This is a genomic window from Micromonospora sp. NPDC023869, from assembly GCF_055559695.1.
In genome coordinates this window covers 143,219-157,969 of sequence record NZ_JBVHKD010000004.1, presented here as the reverse complement: position 1 = coordinate 157,969, position 14,751 = coordinate 143,219, and the positions used below count along the sequence as shown (strand labels likewise).

Genomic DNA, 14,751 nt, shown 5'->3' with positions numbered 1-14,751 from the left:
CGACACCACAAGGAGAGTCAGAGATGACCGTTTCCCCCGATCTGAACCGCCGGACCCTGCTGCGCCGCGCGGCTGCCGCGGGCCTCCTGGTGACCCCGGCCGCGGGTCTGCTCAGCGCCTGCGCGGGCAGCACGCCCAGCGAGAACACCGACAACGCCGGGGAGAAGAGCACCGACAACCCCTTCGGCGTGCAGGCCGACAGCGCCGTGAAGGTGGTCATCTTCAACGGTGGACTGGGTGACGCCTGGGCGAAGGAAGACCAGGCGATCTTCAACGCCAAGCACCCGAACATCACCGTCAACATGAGCTCGACCCAGAAGATCAAGACCGAAGAGCAGCCCAAGATGGCGACGCAGCCCAGCGACGTCGTGATGAACTCGGGCGCGGACATGATGGACATCAGCACCCTGGTCAACGAGGGTGCCATCGAGCCGCTGGACGACCTGCTCGCCGCCCCGGCCTGGGAGGGTGGGGGCACCGTCGCCGACACCCTGCTGCCCGGCACCGTCGCCGACGGCACCTTCCAGGGCAAGTTCTACGTGGTGAACATCGCATACACGGTCTGGGGCAACTGGTACAACTCGGCTCTGTTCGACCGGGAGGGCTGGGCCCCGCCGAAGACCTTCGACGAGTTCTTCGCCCTCGCCCCCAAGATCAAGGCCAAGGGCTTGTCGCCGTACGTCTACGACGCCGTGCACGGCTACTACCCGCGCTGGGCGCTGATGGCCACGGTCTGGAAGTCGGCCGGCAAGCAGGCGGTCATCGACATCGACAACCTCAAGGAGAACGCCTGGCGCGCCGACGGCATCCTGCCGGCCCTGGAGGTGTGGGAGAAGCTGGTCAAGGACAAGCTGGTGCTCCCGGGCAAGCTCGACCACACCCAGTCGCAGCAGGCCTGGCTCGACGGCAAGGCGGCCTTCATCCAGGTCGGCACCTGGCTCAAGAACGAGATGGCGGCGACCATCCCGCCGGGCTTCGAGATGAAGATCTCCGACTACTGGGGCCTGGGCGCCACCGACAAGGCGCCCAACGACGTCTACGCCGGTGCGGGCGAGGGCATCGTGGTGCCGAGCAAGGCCCCGAACAAGGCGGCGGCCAAGGAGTTCCTGCGGGCGGTGCTCTCCAAGGCCGGTTCGGCGAAGTTCGCCGAGCTGACCAAGTCGCTCGCCTCCACCGCCGGCTCCGGCGACAACGTCCAGGACTCGGCGCTGGCCAGCGCCAACGAACTGATGAAGAACGCGCCGAAGGACCTGGTCTCGATCAAGTTCTGGAACTTCTACGCGGACCTGGACAAGGAGAGCCAGAACCTCTCCCAGGAGCTGATGGCCGGCCGGCTCACCGCCGCGCAGTTCGTCGACAAGATGCAGGCCGCCGCCGACAAGGTCGCCAAGGACTCGTCCATCACCAAGCAGACCCGCGACGCGTGACACCCGTCGGACCCAACCGAACGAGGAAGTGAGAGACATGCGGCACGGTGTTGGCCGTTTCGTCACGGGTTTCCTGGCACTGCCGGTCGGCCTCTACGTCTTCTACGTGGTGTGGCCATTTCTGCAGGCCGCCGGGTACTCGCTGACCGACTGGGGAGGCTACTCCGACAGGCAGCAGTTCGTCGGGCTGGACAACTACATCCGGCTGTTCTCCGACGAGCTGATCAGGAAGGCCTTCTGGCACAACGTCTTCTTCCTGATCACCGTGCCGCTGTTCACCATCGCGCTGGCCCTGTTCCTCGCGTTCCTGCTCAACGTGGGCGGACGCGAGGACAAGGCCGGCATCCGGGGCGTCTTCGGCTCCGGGTTCTACAAGGTGATCTTCTTCTTCCCGCAGGTGCTGTCCCTGGTCGTCATCGCGGTGATGTGGCAACAGATCTACCGCGCCGACAGCCAGGGCCTGATCAACGGCCTCCTGATGAAGATCGGGCTGGTCAGCGAGGAAGACCCGATCACCTTCATGTACGACCCGGAGCCCTTCCTCGGCGTACCGGCGGTGTTGTGGTGGCTGTTGCTGATCGCGGTCTGGAGCGGCGCCGGTTTCTACATGGTGCTGTTCTCGGCGGCCATGCAGTCGATCCCGAAGGACGTCTACGAGGCGGCCATCCTCGACGGCGCGGGACGCTTCCACACCTTCTTCCGGATCACCCTGCCGCTGCTGCGGGACACCGTCTCGGTGGCCTGGGTCTACCTGGGCTTCATCGCCCTGGACATGTACGCCCTGGTCTTCGTGATGACCCCCAGCCAGGGCGGACCCAACCACGCCAGCGAGATCTTCGCGTCGGTGCTGAACTTCACCGCCTTCCAGAAGGGCCAGTTCGGCTACGCCTGCGCCATGGGCGTGGCGCTGGCGATCTTCACGATCCTGCTGGCCGCGCTCCAGCTCCGGATCACCCGTCGTGAGCGGATCGAGTACTGAGGAGACCTGGACGATGAGCACGGTGACCCACACCCCGGGTGGCCAGGCCGGGCCCGACCAGGCCCCGCCGCCGGGGCGTACGCCGGCCGACCGCGCCGCCGTCGGTGGCGGTCGTGCCGGGGCACGGTTCTTCAACGGCTTCTCGCACCTGTTCCTCGCCGTCTGGGCGATCATGGTGGTCTACCCGCTGCTGTGGGTGGTGATGTCGGCGCTCAAGACCGACTCGGAGGTGATCCGCAAGCCGCTGTCGCTCATCCCCGAGCAACTGCAGTGGGACAACTTCGCCCGGGCCTGGACCGAGGGCCACATCGGCGAGTTCTTCCTCAACACCGTGCTGGTGTTGACCGGCAGCGTCTTCCTCACCATGCTGCTCGGCTCGATGGCCGCCTACGTGCTCGCCCGCTACGAGTTCCCCGGCAACCGGCTGATCTACTACATGTTCCTGTCCGGCCTGACCCTGCCGATCTACCTCGCCGCGGTGCCGCTGTTCAAGGGCGTCTACAACACCGGTGTGGTGCTGCCGTTCCTCGGCCCGAACAAGCACCTGATGCTGATCCTGGTCTACGTGGCGTGGTCGCTGGCGTTCACCGTCTTCTTCATGCACTCGTTCTTCCGGACGCTGCCCAATGCGATCGCGGAGGCGGGCATGGTCGACGGGGCGTCGCACAGCCGGCTGTTCTTCAGCGTGATGCTGCCGATGGCCAAGCCTGGCCTGATCAGCATCGGCATCTTCAACGTTCTCGGCCAGTGGAACCAGTGGTACCTGCCGACCCTGCTCATGCAGTCGGTGGCCGGTGAGCCGAAGAACCAGGTCATCTCCCAGGGCCTGATCGAGCTCTCGGTCAACCAGGGCTACCGCTCCGACTGGTCCGGCCTGTTCGCCGGGGTGACGATGGCGATGCTGCCGGTGTTGATCGTCTATATCGTCTTCCAGCGCCAGGTGCAGTCCGGCCTCACCGCCGGCGTCAGCAAGTAACGCCTACCGTCCCGCCCCCGGCCCACCGGTCGGGGGTGGGACGGCGGCCTGGGATGGCCGGCGCCTGGTCCCGTGCACCAGCTCCGCTCAGACAGCCAGCACCGGTACGTCGTACTTCTGCACGACAGAGTCGCGTGTCGCCAGGACCAATTTCTCGCACTGGGCCTGAGCCACCAGCATCCGGTCGAACGGATCACGGTGGATGCCGGGAAGTCGACCGGCCACGACCGCGTGGTCAGCGATGATGGGCAGGTGCCGGAAACCGCTGTCGCGAACGAGTTCAGGTAGGTTCGCCGGCTCTTTGATCTTGCCGATCGCCTGTTTGATGGCGATCTCCCAGATCGTGGCGGCGCTGACGTAGACCTCCGGCTCGTGATCCAGGCGGTCCGTGATCTCTGACGACAGGCTCGGATCGTCGGTCAACCACCAGATGACGACGTGAGTGTCGAGCAAGAGCGTCACGCTGTCGTCCCGAAGTCGTCCGAGATGCGGTCGTTCACCTCAGGGGAGTCCCAGTCGTCCGAGAGCACCACCCTGCCGCGCAGGGACCCGCGTGCGGTGCGATTGACCCGTCGCACGAGTGGGATGACCTTCGCGACCGGCTGGCCGGCTCGGCTGATCACTATCTCCTCGCCGTGCTCGACGCGCTCGATGATCCGCGACAGGTTCGTCTTCGCCTCGTGGATGTTGAACTGGGCGGCAGCCTCGCTTCCCATCTGACCTCCTTGGCTAACAGGTTAGTCCACTCGGATGCCCCGGTCGAGGAACTTGACCTCGACTTCGGTTGAGGTTGCACGATGTCCTCTCGGTCCACCGAGGGAGCAACCGTGATCGACCCTGCCGCCAGCATCCGGATCGCCCGACCGTCCCGTGACCTCGCCGTCGCGGAGCGCTTCTATCGCGACGGTCTCGGCCTGCACGTGCTCTGGCGAGGACAGGGCGATCCCGGCGAGCACGACCTGATCATGCTGGGCTGGCCGGAAGCCTCCTGGCACCTGGAACTGGTCGGCGGCCCGCACCTGGCGGTACGACCGACACCGGGCCCCGAGGACCTGCTCGTGATCTATCTCGGTGAAGTCCCCGACGAGGCACTCGTCTCCCGACTCGAATCCGCCGGTGGCCGCCGGGTCTCCCAGGGCGCCTACTGGGACCGGTGGGGGGTCACCGTCGAGGACCCCGACGGCTACCGCCTCGTGGTGTCCCAACGTTCGTGGTCGAACGCCGACTGACTCTGCTCCTGCCCGCCGGGTTGTCGCACCCGAGCGGAAGAATGCTGTTCGTGCTGGTGGCGGTGGTGCCCGACGAGCGGGGCGGGGGAGTGCTGCAACCCCTCGACCCCGCCGGCACCGCCGTGGGGCCGCCGGAAACGGTCGCCGACCTGGCCGCCGCAGTGGGCGCCCGGGAGCGGGCCGACTCGCCGCGCTGGGTCTGGGCCTGCGGCGCCACCCTCTATCCGGCGCTGCTGCGGGCCGGGGTCCGGGTCGCGCGCTGCCACGACGTGGAGCTGACCGAGGCGCTGCTGCTCGGTTACGCCGGCCGCTTCGGTGAGCCCCGGGCGCTGGCGGCGGCGTGGGCGCGGTTGACCGGCGCGCCGGTGCCGGCCGATCCGCCACCGCGCGCGACAGCCCCGCCGGGCGGCGGGCAGGGCGCGCTCTTCGACGCCGTGCCCGGGCCGCCGGGTCCGGGCATCACGGCGTTGACCGGGGTGTACGCCGACCAGCTCGACCGGATCGCGGCGACCGAGGCACCGGGGCGGTTCCGGCTGTTGGTGGCGGCCGAGTCGGCGGGTGCGCTGATCGGGCCCGAGATGGGGGCGGCCGGCCTGCCCTGGCGCGCCGACGTGCACGACGCGATCCTGACCGAGCTGCTCGGGGAGCCGTCACCGGTGGGCGGGCCGCCCCGTCGGCTGGCCGAGTTGGCCGCGCGGATCGCCGAGGCGTTCGGCGTACGGCAGGTGCACGCGGACAGCCCGGCGGAGCTGTTGCGGGCGTTCGCGCGGGCCGGGGTGGAGCTGCCGAACACCCGGGCCTGGGTGTTGCGCGGGGTGGACCATCCGGCGGTGCCGCTGGTGCTGGAGTACAAAGAGCTCTACCGGATTTGGACGGCACACGGGCGGGCCTGGCGGGACGCGTGGGTCCGCGAGGGGCGGTTCCAGCCGGAGTACGTCCCCGGCGGGGTGGTGTCGGGCCGATGGGCGACCCGGGGTGGTGGCGCGTTGCAGATCCCGAAGGTGATCCGCCGTGCGGTGGTGGCCGACCCGGGGTGGCGGTTCGTGGTGGCCGACGCGGGGCAGTTGGAGCCGCGGGTGCTGGCGGCGGTCTCCGGTGACGCCCGGCTCGCGGCGGCCGGTGCCACCGGTGACCTGTACGCCGCGTTGGCCCGGGACGCGTTCGGCGGCGACCGGGGCCGGGCCAAGCTCGCCCTGCTGGGGGCGATGTACGGGCAGACCGGTGGCGCGGCGGTGCCGGCTTTGGCGGTGCTGCGGCGCAACTATCCGACCGCCTTCGGCCACGTGGAGGCGGCGGCCCGCACCGGTGAGGCGGGTGGCCTGGTGCGGTCGTGGTTGGGGCGTACCTGTCCGCCGGGAACGGCCGGGTTCGGCGCGGGTGACGACGGGCCGGCCGACCCGGACGAGGCCGGTGACCCGCAGTCGCCCCGGGCTCGGGCGGCCCGGTCCCGGGGGCGGTTCACCCGCAACTTCGTCATCCAGGCGACCGCCGCCGAGTGGGCCTCGACGCTGCTCGCGGTGTTGCGGGGCGAGTTGGTCGACTTCGATGCGGAGTTGGTCTTCTTCCAGCACGACGAGGTGATCGTGCACTGCCCGGCCGCGCAGGCCGAGCGGGTCGCCGAAGCGGTCGACCGGGCCGGGCGGCGGGCCACCGCGCTGTTGTTCGGCGAGACTGCGGTGCGGTTCCCGTTGGACCTGTCGGTGGTGGAGTGTTACGCCGACGCGGCGTGAGCGGCGTTCGGCTGACCGGATCGGGGCCGTCGACGTCCTGATGACGCCTATGGTGGGTGTTATGCGCAGTTCGGGGTGGGTGCGGGTCGACGGGGCTCGCCGGTGAGCGCGGCCGTCGGGCGGCGGCACACCCGGCTGGAGGCGTACGACAAGGTGACCGGTGGCGCCCGGTACGCGACGGAGTACCCGGCGGATGGTGTGGCGTACGCGTGGCTGGTGCCGGCGACGGTCGCGCGGGGGACCGTCGCCGAGGTGGACACCACGGCGGCGCTGGCGGTCGACGGGGTGTTGGCGGTGCTGCACCACGGCAACGCGCCCCGTCTGGTCCCCGGGGTCGACGCGGAGGTGTTCCGCCTCCAGGATCCGTCGGTGTACTTCCGGGGGCAGGCCGTCGCGCTGGTGGTGGCGCAGACCTCGGAGGCGGCCCGGGAGGCGGCGGGGCTGGTCCGTCTCCGCTACGACGTGCAGCCGCACCACACCCGGCTGACCGCCGGGGACGACGGCTTCTATCGGCCCGACCATGTGAACCCGAGCTACCCGACCGACGTCCTCACCGGTGACTTCGACGCCGGCTTCGACGCCGCCGAGGTGCGGCTGGACCTCACCTACCGCACGCCGTCCTACCACAACAGCCCGATGGAGCCGCACGCGTCGACCGCGCAGTGGCGCGACGGGTGCCTGGTGGTGCACGACTCCAGTCAGGGCTCCGGGCCGGTCCGGGACGTGCTGGCCCGGCTGTTCGGGCTGCCGCCGGAGTCGGTCCGGACGATCAGTCGACACGTCGGTGGCGGTTTCGGCGGCAAGCTCTACGTCAAGGTGCAGACGGTGCTGGCCGCGATGGCGGCGCGGCACGTCGACCGGCCGGTCCGGCTGGCGCTGACCCGTCAGCAGACGTTCGGCCCGGTCGGCTACCGGACCCCGACCATTCAACGGATCCGGCTCGGCGCTGACCGGGACGGGCGACTCGTCGCCGTCGGCCATGACGCGCTGAGTCAGACCTCGCAGATGACGGAGTTCGCCGAGCAGACCGCCGTCTACACCCGCCACATGTACGCCGCGCCCCACCTGCGGTCCACGCACCGGGTGATCCGGCTGGACGTGCCCACGCCGTTCTGGATGCGGGCGCCCGGGTTCACTCCCGGTTCGTTCGCGCTGGAGTCGGCGCTGGACGAGTTGGCGTCGGCCTGCCGGGTCGACCCGGTCGAGCTGCGCCTGCGCAACGACACTCCGGTCGATCCGGCGAGCGGGCAGCCGTTCACCAGCCGGAATCTGGCCGCCTGCCTGACCGACGGGGCGCGCCGGTTCGACTGGGCCCCGCGGGACCCGACGCCCCGGGCCCGGCGGTCCGGCCGGTGGCTGTTCGGCACCGGGGTGGCCGGCTGCACCTATCCCGCCCGGGTCCGGCCGGCCGCCGCGTCGGCCGCCGCCCTTCCCGACGGCAGTTTCGAGGTACGGATCAACGCCACCGACATCGGCACCGGCGCGCGGACCGCGTTGTGGCAGGTGGCCGTGGACGCGCTCGGCGCACCGCCGGACCGGGTCCGGATCGAGGTGGGTGACAGCGCCCTGCCGGCGGCGGACGTGGCCGGTGGGTCGATGGGACTGACCTCGTGGAGTTGGGCCGTGCTGCGGGCCTGCGAGCGGTTGTGTGACCGGCTCGGCGCGGCCTCCGGTCCGGTGCCGGCGGGAGGGTTGCTCGTCGAGGTGAGCACCGAGGAGGAGGTCGCGGCGCAGCCGACGCTGCCGCGCTTCGCCTATGGGGCGCAGTTCGCCGAGGTCCGGGTGGACCAGGAGACCGGCGAGGTGCGGGTGCTGCGGCAGCTCGGGGTCTTCGCGGTCGGCCGGGTGGTCAACCCGAGCACGCTGCGCAGCCAGTTGATCGGCGGGATGACGATGGGCCTGTCGATGGCGCTGCACGAGGTGGGCGCGTTCGACCACCGGTACGGCACCTGGGCCAACCACGACCTGGCCGGTTACCACGTCAGCAGCAACGCCGACGTGCCGGCGGTGCGGGCGTACTGGGTGCCGGACGCCGACGTCGCGGTCAATCCGCTGGGCATCAAGGGGGCCGGGGAGATCGGCATGGTCGGTGCCGCCGCCGCGATCGCCAACGCCGTGCATCACGCCACCGGGGTACGCGTCCGGGAGCTCCCGGTGACCCTGGACAAACTGCTCGTCGGCTGAGGTCGCGTCGCGCAGAGTTCACTCTGATTTCGGTTGTCGGGCATTGTGGAAAAGGGCCCGCTGACCGTCTCTCACCTGCGGTTTCTTCCACGCTTTCGGTGTGCCACCCTGGTGCCTCCAACTTGACCACTCCGGTCGGGGAGGTGACGATGCCGGGGAGGCGGAATGGCCAGACGCGTCTATGTGCACATCGGTGCGCCGAAGACGGGCAGCACCTTCGTGCAGAACGTGCTCTGGAGCAACCAGAACGTGTTGCGCAAGGCCGGGATCCTGCTGCCGGGCAGCGCGGTGGCGCACGACCAGGCGATGGCGGATCTGCGCGCGGCGCACTGGCGCGACGCCGAGGTGTACTGGACCTGGGACCGGCTGGCCGAGAAGGCACGCCGGTGGTCCGGCGACGTCATCATCAGTAACGAGGGGCTGGGTGCGGCGACCGGTGCGCAGGCGGCTCGGGCGATCGAGAGCCTGCAACCCGCCGAGGTGCACGTCATCGCGGCCGGGCGGGATCTGTGGCGGACGTTCCCGTCGACCTGGCAGCAGAGCATCCGGGCACGTAGCACTTGGCGCTTCGACGCCTTCCTCCGGGCGGTCGAGGCGGGCCGGTTCGACACTTTCTGGGACAATTACACCGCGCCCCGGATGCTGCGCCGCTGGGGTGATCTGGTGCCGGCGCAGCAGCGGCACCTGGTGGTCGTGCCGCCGCCCGGTGCACCGCGTGACCTGCTCTGGCGCCGCTTCGCCGGGGTGCTGGGCATCCCGGACGGCCTGTGCGAACTGACCGCGCCGACGTCGAATCCCTCTCTGGGTGCCGCGGAGAGCGAGGTGCTGCGCCGGGTCAACCAGGCGTTGGGTGACAGGTATCCGCTGCGTACGCCGTACCAGAAGGTGGTGCAGCGGCACCTGGTCGACGCGGTGCTCAAGGGGCGCGCCAACACGCTGCGGTTCAGTGTCGGACTGGACCGGGCCGGGTGGGTGTGCGACCTCGCCGAGCAGCAGATCGCGGAGATCCGGGACTACCCGTGCACCGTGGTCGGTGATCTGGACGAGTTGCGGCCGACCGGGATGGAGCGGACGGTCAGTCCCGACGAATTGGACGACGGGCAGTTGCTCGACGTGGCGATCGAGACGATCGTCGGCATGCTCGGACACGCCGATTCTCTCGGTCGGCGGGCCGAGGGCCAGGCCGACGAGATGCTGTCGCGGCTCAAGGCGCGAGCCGCCGGTGGCGTCAAGCGCCGTCTTCGGCTGGCCGGTCGACGTTCCTGAATTCCGCTGTGCACGCGCGGCGTCGGTGGGTGTGGCAGGTGAGGCGCGGGTGGGTGGTGCGCGGCGGGTCGGCGGCGTGGGCGGCCGACCCGCCGGTCGTGCGTGTCGTCAGGCTCCTGCGGCCGACTTGAGGTCGGCGGCCCGGTCCGTGTTCTCCCACGTCAGGTCCGGCAACTCCCGACCGAAATGCCCATACGCCGCAGTCTGCCCATAGATCGGCCGCAACAGATGCAGATCCCGAATGATCGCCGCCGGACGCAGATCGAACACCTCCGACACCGCCTTCTCGATCGACGCCACCGGCACCGTCTCCGTACCGAACGTCTCCACGAACAAACTCACCGGATGCGCCTTACCAATCGCATACGCCACCTGCACCTCACACCGCTCCGCCAACCCTGCCGCCACCACGTTCTTCGCCACCCACCGCATCGCATACGCCGCCGACCGATCCACCTTCGACGGATCCTTACCCGAAAACGCCCCACCACCATGCCGCGCATACCCACCATAGGTATCCACAATGATCTTCCGACCCGTCAACCCCGCATCACCCATCGGACCACCGATCTCAAACCGGCCCGTCGGATTCACCAACAACCGATACCCCTCGACATCCAACCCCAGACTCTCCAACTCCGGCCCGATCACATGCTCCCGCACATCCGGAGTCAACAACGACTCCAGGGAGATGTCCGCAGCATGCTGACTCGACACCACCACCGTGTTCAACCGAACCGGACGCAGACCCTCGTACTCGATCGTCACCTGCGTCTTACCATCCGGACGCAGATACGGCACCGTGCCGTCCTTCCGCACCGCCGACAACCGACGCGCCAACCGATGCGCCAACGCGATCGGCAACGGCATCAACTCCGGCGTCTCCGAACACGCAAAACCAAACATCATCCCCTGATCACCGGCACCCTGCGCATCCAACGCCGACTCCGACGAACCCGTCCGCAACTCGAAGGCGTTATCCACACCCTGCGCAATATCCGGCGACTGCGCCCCAATCGACACACTCACCCCACACGACGCCCCGTCGAAACCCTTCTTCGACGAGTCGTAGCCGATCCCCAGAATCGTCTCCCGGACGATCGACGGGATGTCGGCGTACGCCTTCGTCGTCACCTCACCCGCCACGTGCACCTGACCAGTCGTGATCAGGGTCTCCACCGCCACACGACTGTGCGGATCCTGAGTGAGCAGGGCATCGAGAATGCCGTCACTGATCTGGTCAGCGATCTTGTCCGGGTGGCCTTCCGTGACCGATTCGGACGTAAAGAGGCGGCGTGACACGCTTGTCCTTCCCAGAGCGAGACGGGGTCAGTGGATAGGGCGTTCCGTGGAATCACCCCTTCATGGCAGCCTGCCATGCGACAACCGGTGGCGGCGAGTCCATGTGTTCGGGAACGCGGCTGCGGACACCACGAGGGAGTGTGACAGCCGGCCGACCCCCTTGACGAAAGGTCGAGGTCGTTCTAAGCCCCGGCGACGGTGCGCGGGATCGGCCCGTCGCCTACCGGCCCGTCGCGGCCAGGTCCAGCAGCGTACGCACGACGGCGTTGCGGGCCAGCGGCACCTTGAAGGCGCTCTCCGGCAGCGGTCGTGCGTCGGCGAGCTCGGCCTCCGCGGCCCGGCGCAGTCTGTCCTCGGTGGGCGGTCCGCCGCGCAGCAGGTCCTCGGCGCGGGTGGCCCGCCACGGCCGGTGCGCGACGCCGCCCAGCGCGATCCGGACGTCGCGGATGCGTCCGTCGGTCAGGTCGAGCGCGGCGGCGACGGAGACCAGGGCGAACGCGTACGAGGCCCGGTCGCGGATCTTGCGATAGTAGGAGCGGGCGGCGAAGGGCAGCGGAGGCAGGTCGACGGCGGTGATCAGTTCCCCGTGGGCCAGCACCGTGTCCCTCTGAGGCGTCGATCCGGGCAGTCGGTGTAGCTCGGTCAGCGGGATGGTGCGGCTGCCGTCCGGCCCGGTGGTCTGCACCAGGGCGTCCATCGCGGCCAGCGCCACGGCCAGGTCCGACGGGTGGGTGGCGATGCACTCCGGGGAGACGCCCAGGATCGCCAGGTCGCGGTGGTGTCCCTCGACAGCGGAGCAGCCGGTGCCCGGGTCGCGCTTGTTGCACGCCGTGGTGACGTCCTGGAAGTAGGGGCAGCGGGTGCGTTGCAACAGGTTCCCGCCCACTGTGGCGAGGTTGCGCAACTGGGTGGAGGCGCCGTTGAGCAGGGCCTGCGCGACGACCGGGTAGCGACGCCGGATCACCGGGTCGGCGGCCAGGTCGCTGTTGGAGACGCCGGCGCCGATGCGGATGCCGCCGTCGGGCAGCTCCGTGACGCTCCGGGAGGTGACGTCCCGCAGGTCGATCAGGAGATCGGGGCGGGCCACGTCGAGCTTCATCAGGTCCACCAGGTTGGTGCCGCCGCCGAGAAAGGCCGCCTGTGGTGAGCGGGCCAGCAGGGCGACCGCGCCGGCCAGGTCGGTGGCGCGCGCGTACCGGAAGGGCCTCATGACCGGGCCACCTCCTGGATCGCCGGGATCATGTTCGCGTACGCGGCGCAGCGGCAGAGGTTGCCGCTCATCCGTTCCCGGATCTCGTCGGGGTCGGCGGTGAGGTCGACCGGTCCGTGCGCGGCCGGGTCGGTGCGGTCCGGGTCGCGTACGGTGACCGCGCTGGGCCACCCGGATGCCGCCTCGGCGAGCATGGCGACCGCCGAGACGATCTGTCCCGGGGTGCAGTAGCCGCACTGGAAGGCGTCGTGGTCGATGAAGCTCTGCTGCACGGGGTGGAGTCGACCGTCGCGGGCGAGTCCGGCGGCGGTGATCACCTCGACGCCGTCGTGGGCCACCGCCAGCGCGAGGCAGCTGTTGGCGCGTCGGCCGTCGAGCAGCACGGTGCAGGCGCCGCACTGGCCGTGGTCGCAGCCCTTCTTGGGGCTGGTATTGCCCAGTCGTTCGCGCAGCGCGTCGAGCAGGGTGGTGCGGGTGTCGACGGTGAGCCGGTGGTCGGCGCCGTCCACGCGGAGTGTGATCTCGGTGTCCATGCGGTCGTTCCCCGGAGGATCGTGGGCCGGCGAGTTAACGCTATTAAACGGATCCGTAACGTCCAAAGTCGTTGAAAGCGATAAAAAGGTACGCAACGACGTCTGGGAGGTGTCGCGGATGTTGGCGGAGGTGTGGCCGTTCGTCGAGCGACGGTACGCGGCCGGGCAGCGGGTCGTGCTGGCCCGGCTGGTGCGGCGGACCGGTCCCGGCTCCCGGCCGCTGGGCGCCACCATGGCGGTCGCCGCCGACGGCGGTTGGGCCGGCTCGGTCTCCGGTGGCTGCGTGGAGGGGGCCCTGCTGGCGGAGGCCCGCGCGGTGCTCGACGGTGCCCGCCCCCGCCTGACGGCGGTCACCCCCGGCGCGGAGTTGATGCCCTGGGAGGCCGCGCCCGCCTGCGTCGCCGAGTTGGGGGTGCTGATCGCGCCGGCGCCCTCCGGCGCGGTGTACGCGACCATCGGTGCCGCGTTGGCCGCGCGCCGTCCGCTGGCGGTGGCCGTCGCGTTGCGGGAGCCGTTCGACTGGTCGGTCGCGGCGAGCCGGGACGGGCTGCCCGCCGACGAGGAGTGCTTCGTCGAGCAATGGCGTCCCGGCCCGCTCCTGGTGCTGGTCGGTGCGACGGACCTGGCCGCCGCGGTGGCCGCGCTGGCCGTGCCGATGGGCTACCGGGTGACGGTGGTCGACCCGCGACCCGCGTACGCCCATCGGGAGCGGGTGCCGGCGGCCGACGACGTGGTCTGCGACTGGCCCGACCGGTGGCTGTCCGCTGCCCCGGTCGGGCCTCGCGACGCGGTGCTGGTGCTGACCCACGACCCGCGCATCGACGATCGCGCGATCCGCGCCGCGTTGTCCGGCCGGGCCGGTCATGTGGGGGTGCTGGGGAGCCGGGAGACGCATGCGCGACGGTTGGCCCGGTTGGGTGGTCTCGCCGGTCTCGACCGGCTCGCCGGACCGGCGGGCCTGGATCTCGGCGGGGACTCGCTGGCTCAGACCGCGCTGTCCATGCTGGCCGAGGTGGTGGCGGTGGCCAACCGGCGTACGGGCGGCCGGTTGCGGGACGCGTACGGCCCCATCCGGGTCGGTGGCGCGTTGCCGGTGCCGGGCTGAGTCGATCCGTCAGGGATCGGGTCGGCGGGTGCGGCATACGTCCGACGCGCACCGAAGGATGAGCTTGTTACCTACTTTATCCGATTTGCCCCGCCACTCTCCTCCGTCCGTGGTCGTTGCAAACGATGTGCGTCGGACGGGACGGACAGCGCCACGGTGCTCACCCGGTCCCACACTGGAGGGAGCGCGGTTCTGAAGCGGATCGCAGGAATGATCATCGCGGCGGGAGGTGGCCGCCGCATCGGCGGCCCCGAAGCCCTGCTGCACCAGGGCGACAAACCCCTGGTCGACCAGATGATCGACACGCTGACGGAGGCGGGCTGCGGGCAGATCGTCGTCGTCCTCGGGGCCGCCGCCGACCAGGTCCGCGACACCGCGCACCTGGACCACGCCACGGTGGTGGTCAACCGGGCGTGGGGCACCGGTGTCGGCTCGTCCATCCGCGCCGGCCTGGCCGGCATCGACGACGACCGGGTGGAGGCGGCGGTGGTGGTCCCGGTCGACATGCCCGGGCTGACCGCCGAGGCGATCCGTCGGGTCACCGCACTGCCCTTTCCCGACGTGCTGGTCTGCGCCACCTACAACGGGCTGCGCGGCTACCCGATGCTGTTCGGCCGTCGGCACTGGCCGGGCATCGCCACCCTGGCCAGTGCCGACGTCGGTGCCCGGCCCTACCTGCTGGCGCACAAGGACCAGATCGTCGACATCGCCTGCGACTCGGTGGCCGACGGCAGTCGGGTGGACACCCCCGAGCTGATGGCGCTGTACGGCCTGACCGTGCCCGAGCAGCGCGTCGGCGTCTGACCCCGA

General features: G+C 70.1%; 14 protein-coding genes. 9 read left to right on the top strand and 5 right to left on the bottom strand.

What is annotated here, in order from left to right:
- The first annotated feature begins 23 nt into the window (after positions 1-23).
- From ngcE to ACZ31C_RS14080, 3 genes are read left to right on the top strand one after another with little or no spacing between them, the layout of a single operon-like run.
- On the top strand, positions 24-1,427 hold the full coding sequence (gene ngcE / locus ACZ31C_RS14090; RefSeq protein ID WP_449951256.1) for an N-acetylglucosamine/diacetylchitobiose ABC transporter substrate-binding protein: 1,404 nt from the start codon (positions 24-26) through the stop codon (positions 1,425-1,427).
- Positions 1,428-1,464: 37 nt separating this feature from the next.
- The gene (locus tag ACZ31C_RS14085) at positions 1,465-2,406 is read left to right on the top strand and encodes a carbohydrate ABC transporter permease (protein ID WP_131055513.1); all 942 of its coding nucleotides are present in this window, start codon (positions 1,465-1,467) and stop codon (positions 2,404-2,406) included.
- Positions 2,407-2,419: 13 nt separating this feature from the next.
- A complete protein-coding gene (locus ACZ31C_RS14080; RefSeq protein ID WP_396743245.1) occupies positions 2,420-3,382 on the top strand; it encodes a carbohydrate ABC transporter permease in 963 nt (320 codons plus the stop codon).
- Between the two features lie 87 nt (positions 3,383-3,469).
- On the opposite strand, the gene ACZ31C_RS14075 is transcribed toward ACZ31C_RS14080, so the two are convergent.
- Together ACZ31C_RS14075 and ACZ31C_RS14070 are read right to left on the bottom strand one after the other, a co-directional pair.
- Positions 3,470-3,844: a type II toxin-antitoxin system VapC family toxin gene (locus tag ACZ31C_RS14075; protein ID WP_465795610.1), complete on the bottom strand. Its 375-nt coding sequence runs from the start codon at positions 3,842-3,844 to the stop codon at positions 3,470-3,472.
- On the bottom strand, positions 3,841-4,098 hold the full coding sequence (locus ACZ31C_RS14070) for a type II toxin-antitoxin system Phd/YefM family antitoxin (RefSeq protein WP_465795609.1): 258 nt from the start codon (positions 4,096-4,098) through the stop codon (positions 3,841-3,843). The genes ACZ31C_RS14075 and ACZ31C_RS14070 overlap by 4 nt, the downstream gene beginning before the upstream one ends.
- 114 nt (positions 4,099-4,212) lie before the next feature.
- Here ACZ31C_RS14070 and ACZ31C_RS14065 point away from each other — a divergent pair, with 114 nt between their 5' ends.
- From ACZ31C_RS14065 to ACZ31C_RS14050, 4 genes are all read left to right on the top strand, one after another.
- On the top strand, positions 4,213-4,611 hold the full coding sequence (locus tag ACZ31C_RS14065; protein WP_465795944.1) for a VOC family protein: 399 nt from the start codon (positions 4,213-4,215) through the stop codon (positions 4,609-4,611).
- 41 nt (positions 4,612-4,652) lie between these two features.
- Positions 4,653-6,341, top strand: coding sequence for a bifunctional 3'-5' exonuclease/DNA polymerase (locus ACZ31C_RS14060; protein WP_465795943.1), 1,689 nt, complete (start codon positions 4,653-4,655; stop codon positions 6,339-6,341).
- A 102-nt stretch (positions 6,342-6,443) separates the two neighbouring features.
- Positions 6,444-8,525: a xanthine dehydrogenase family protein molybdopterin-binding subunit gene (locus ACZ31C_RS14055; protein ID WP_465795608.1), complete on the top strand. Its 2,082-nt coding sequence runs from the start codon at positions 6,444-6,446 to the stop codon at positions 8,523-8,525.
- 165 nt (positions 8,526-8,690) lie between these two features.
- Complete coding sequence (locus tag ACZ31C_RS14050) at positions 8,691-9,791, top strand: hypothetical protein (RefSeq protein WP_465795607.1); 1,101 nt, start codon at positions 8,691-8,693, stop codon at positions 9,789-9,791.
- Between the two features lie 108 nt (positions 9,792-9,899).
- Here ACZ31C_RS14050 and metK read toward each other — a convergent pair whose 3' ends face one another.
- From metK to ACZ31C_RS14035, 3 genes are all read right to left on the bottom strand, one after another.
- Positions 9,900-11,093 carry a methionine adenosyltransferase gene (gene metK, locus ACZ31C_RS14045; protein WP_465795606.1) on the bottom strand — a complete coding sequence of 398 codons (1,194 nt, stop codon included), beginning with the start codon at positions 11,091-11,093 and terminating at the stop codon, positions 9,900-9,902.
- Between the two features lie 220 nt (positions 11,094-11,313).
- Positions 11,314-12,303, bottom strand: coding sequence for an FAD binding domain-containing protein (locus ACZ31C_RS14040; protein ID WP_465795605.1), 990 nt, complete (start codon positions 12,301-12,303; stop codon positions 11,314-11,316).
- Positions 12,300-12,836 carry a (2Fe-2S)-binding protein gene (locus tag ACZ31C_RS14035; RefSeq protein ID WP_465795604.1) on the bottom strand — a complete coding sequence of 179 codons (537 nt, stop codon included), beginning with the start codon at positions 12,834-12,836 and terminating at the stop codon, positions 12,300-12,302. The genes ACZ31C_RS14040 and ACZ31C_RS14035 overlap by 4 nt, the downstream gene beginning before the upstream one ends.
- A gap of 118 nt (positions 12,837-12,954) precedes the next feature.
- Between ACZ31C_RS14035 and ACZ31C_RS14030 the strand changes: the two genes are divergently transcribed.
- On the top strand, positions 12,955-13,941 hold the full coding sequence (locus ACZ31C_RS14030; RefSeq protein ID WP_465795603.1) for an XdhC family protein: 987 nt from the start codon (positions 12,955-12,957) through the stop codon (positions 13,939-13,941).
- 210 nt (positions 13,942-14,151) lie between these two features.
- Positions 14,152-14,745, top strand: a complete 594-nt coding sequence (locus ACZ31C_RS14025; RefSeq protein ID WP_131053206.1) for a nucleotidyltransferase family protein — start codon at positions 14,152-14,154, stop codon at positions 14,743-14,745.
- The last annotated feature ends 6 nt before the right edge of the window (positions 14,746-14,751 follow it).

Bases quoted from the DNA above. Each gene is read 5' to 3' on its own strand.
- ngcE (WP_449951256.1), top strand. From the start codon at position 24: ATGACCGTTTCCCCCGATCTGAACCGCCGGACCCTGCTGCGCCGCGCG.
- ACZ31C_RS14085 (WP_131055513.1), top strand. From the start codon at position 1,465: ATGCGGCACGGTGTTGGCCGTTTCGTCACGGGTTTCCTGGCACTGCCG.
- ACZ31C_RS14080 (WP_396743245.1), top strand. From the start codon at position 2,420: ATGAGCACGGTGACCCACACCCCGGGTGGCCAGGCCGGGCCCGACCAG.
- ACZ31C_RS14070 (WP_465795609.1), bottom strand. From the start codon at position 4,098: ATGGGAAGCGAGGCTGCCGCCCAGTTCAACATCCACGAGGCGAAGACG.
- ACZ31C_RS14060 (WP_465795943.1), top strand. From the start codon at position 4,653: ATGCTGTTCGTGCTGGTGGCGGTGGTGCCCGACGAGCGGGGCGGGGGA.
- ACZ31C_RS14050 (WP_465795607.1), top strand. From the start codon at position 8,691: ATGGCCAGACGCGTCTATGTGCACATCGGTGCGCCGAAGACGGGCAGC.
- ACZ31C_RS14040 (WP_465795605.1), bottom strand. From the start codon at position 12,303: ATGAGGCCCTTCCGGTACGCGCGCGCCACCGACCTGGCCGGCGCGGTC.
- ACZ31C_RS14035 (WP_465795604.1), bottom strand. From the start codon at position 12,836: ATGGACACCGAGATCACACTCCGCGTGGACGGCGCCGACCACCGGCTC.
- ACZ31C_RS14030 (WP_465795603.1), top strand. From the start codon at position 12,955: ATGTTGGCGGAGGTGTGGCCGTTCGTCGAGCGACGGTACGCGGCCGGG.
- ACZ31C_RS14025 (WP_131053206.1), top strand. From the start codon at position 14,152: ATGATCATCGCGGCGGGAGGTGGCCGCCGCATCGGCGGCCCCGAAGCC.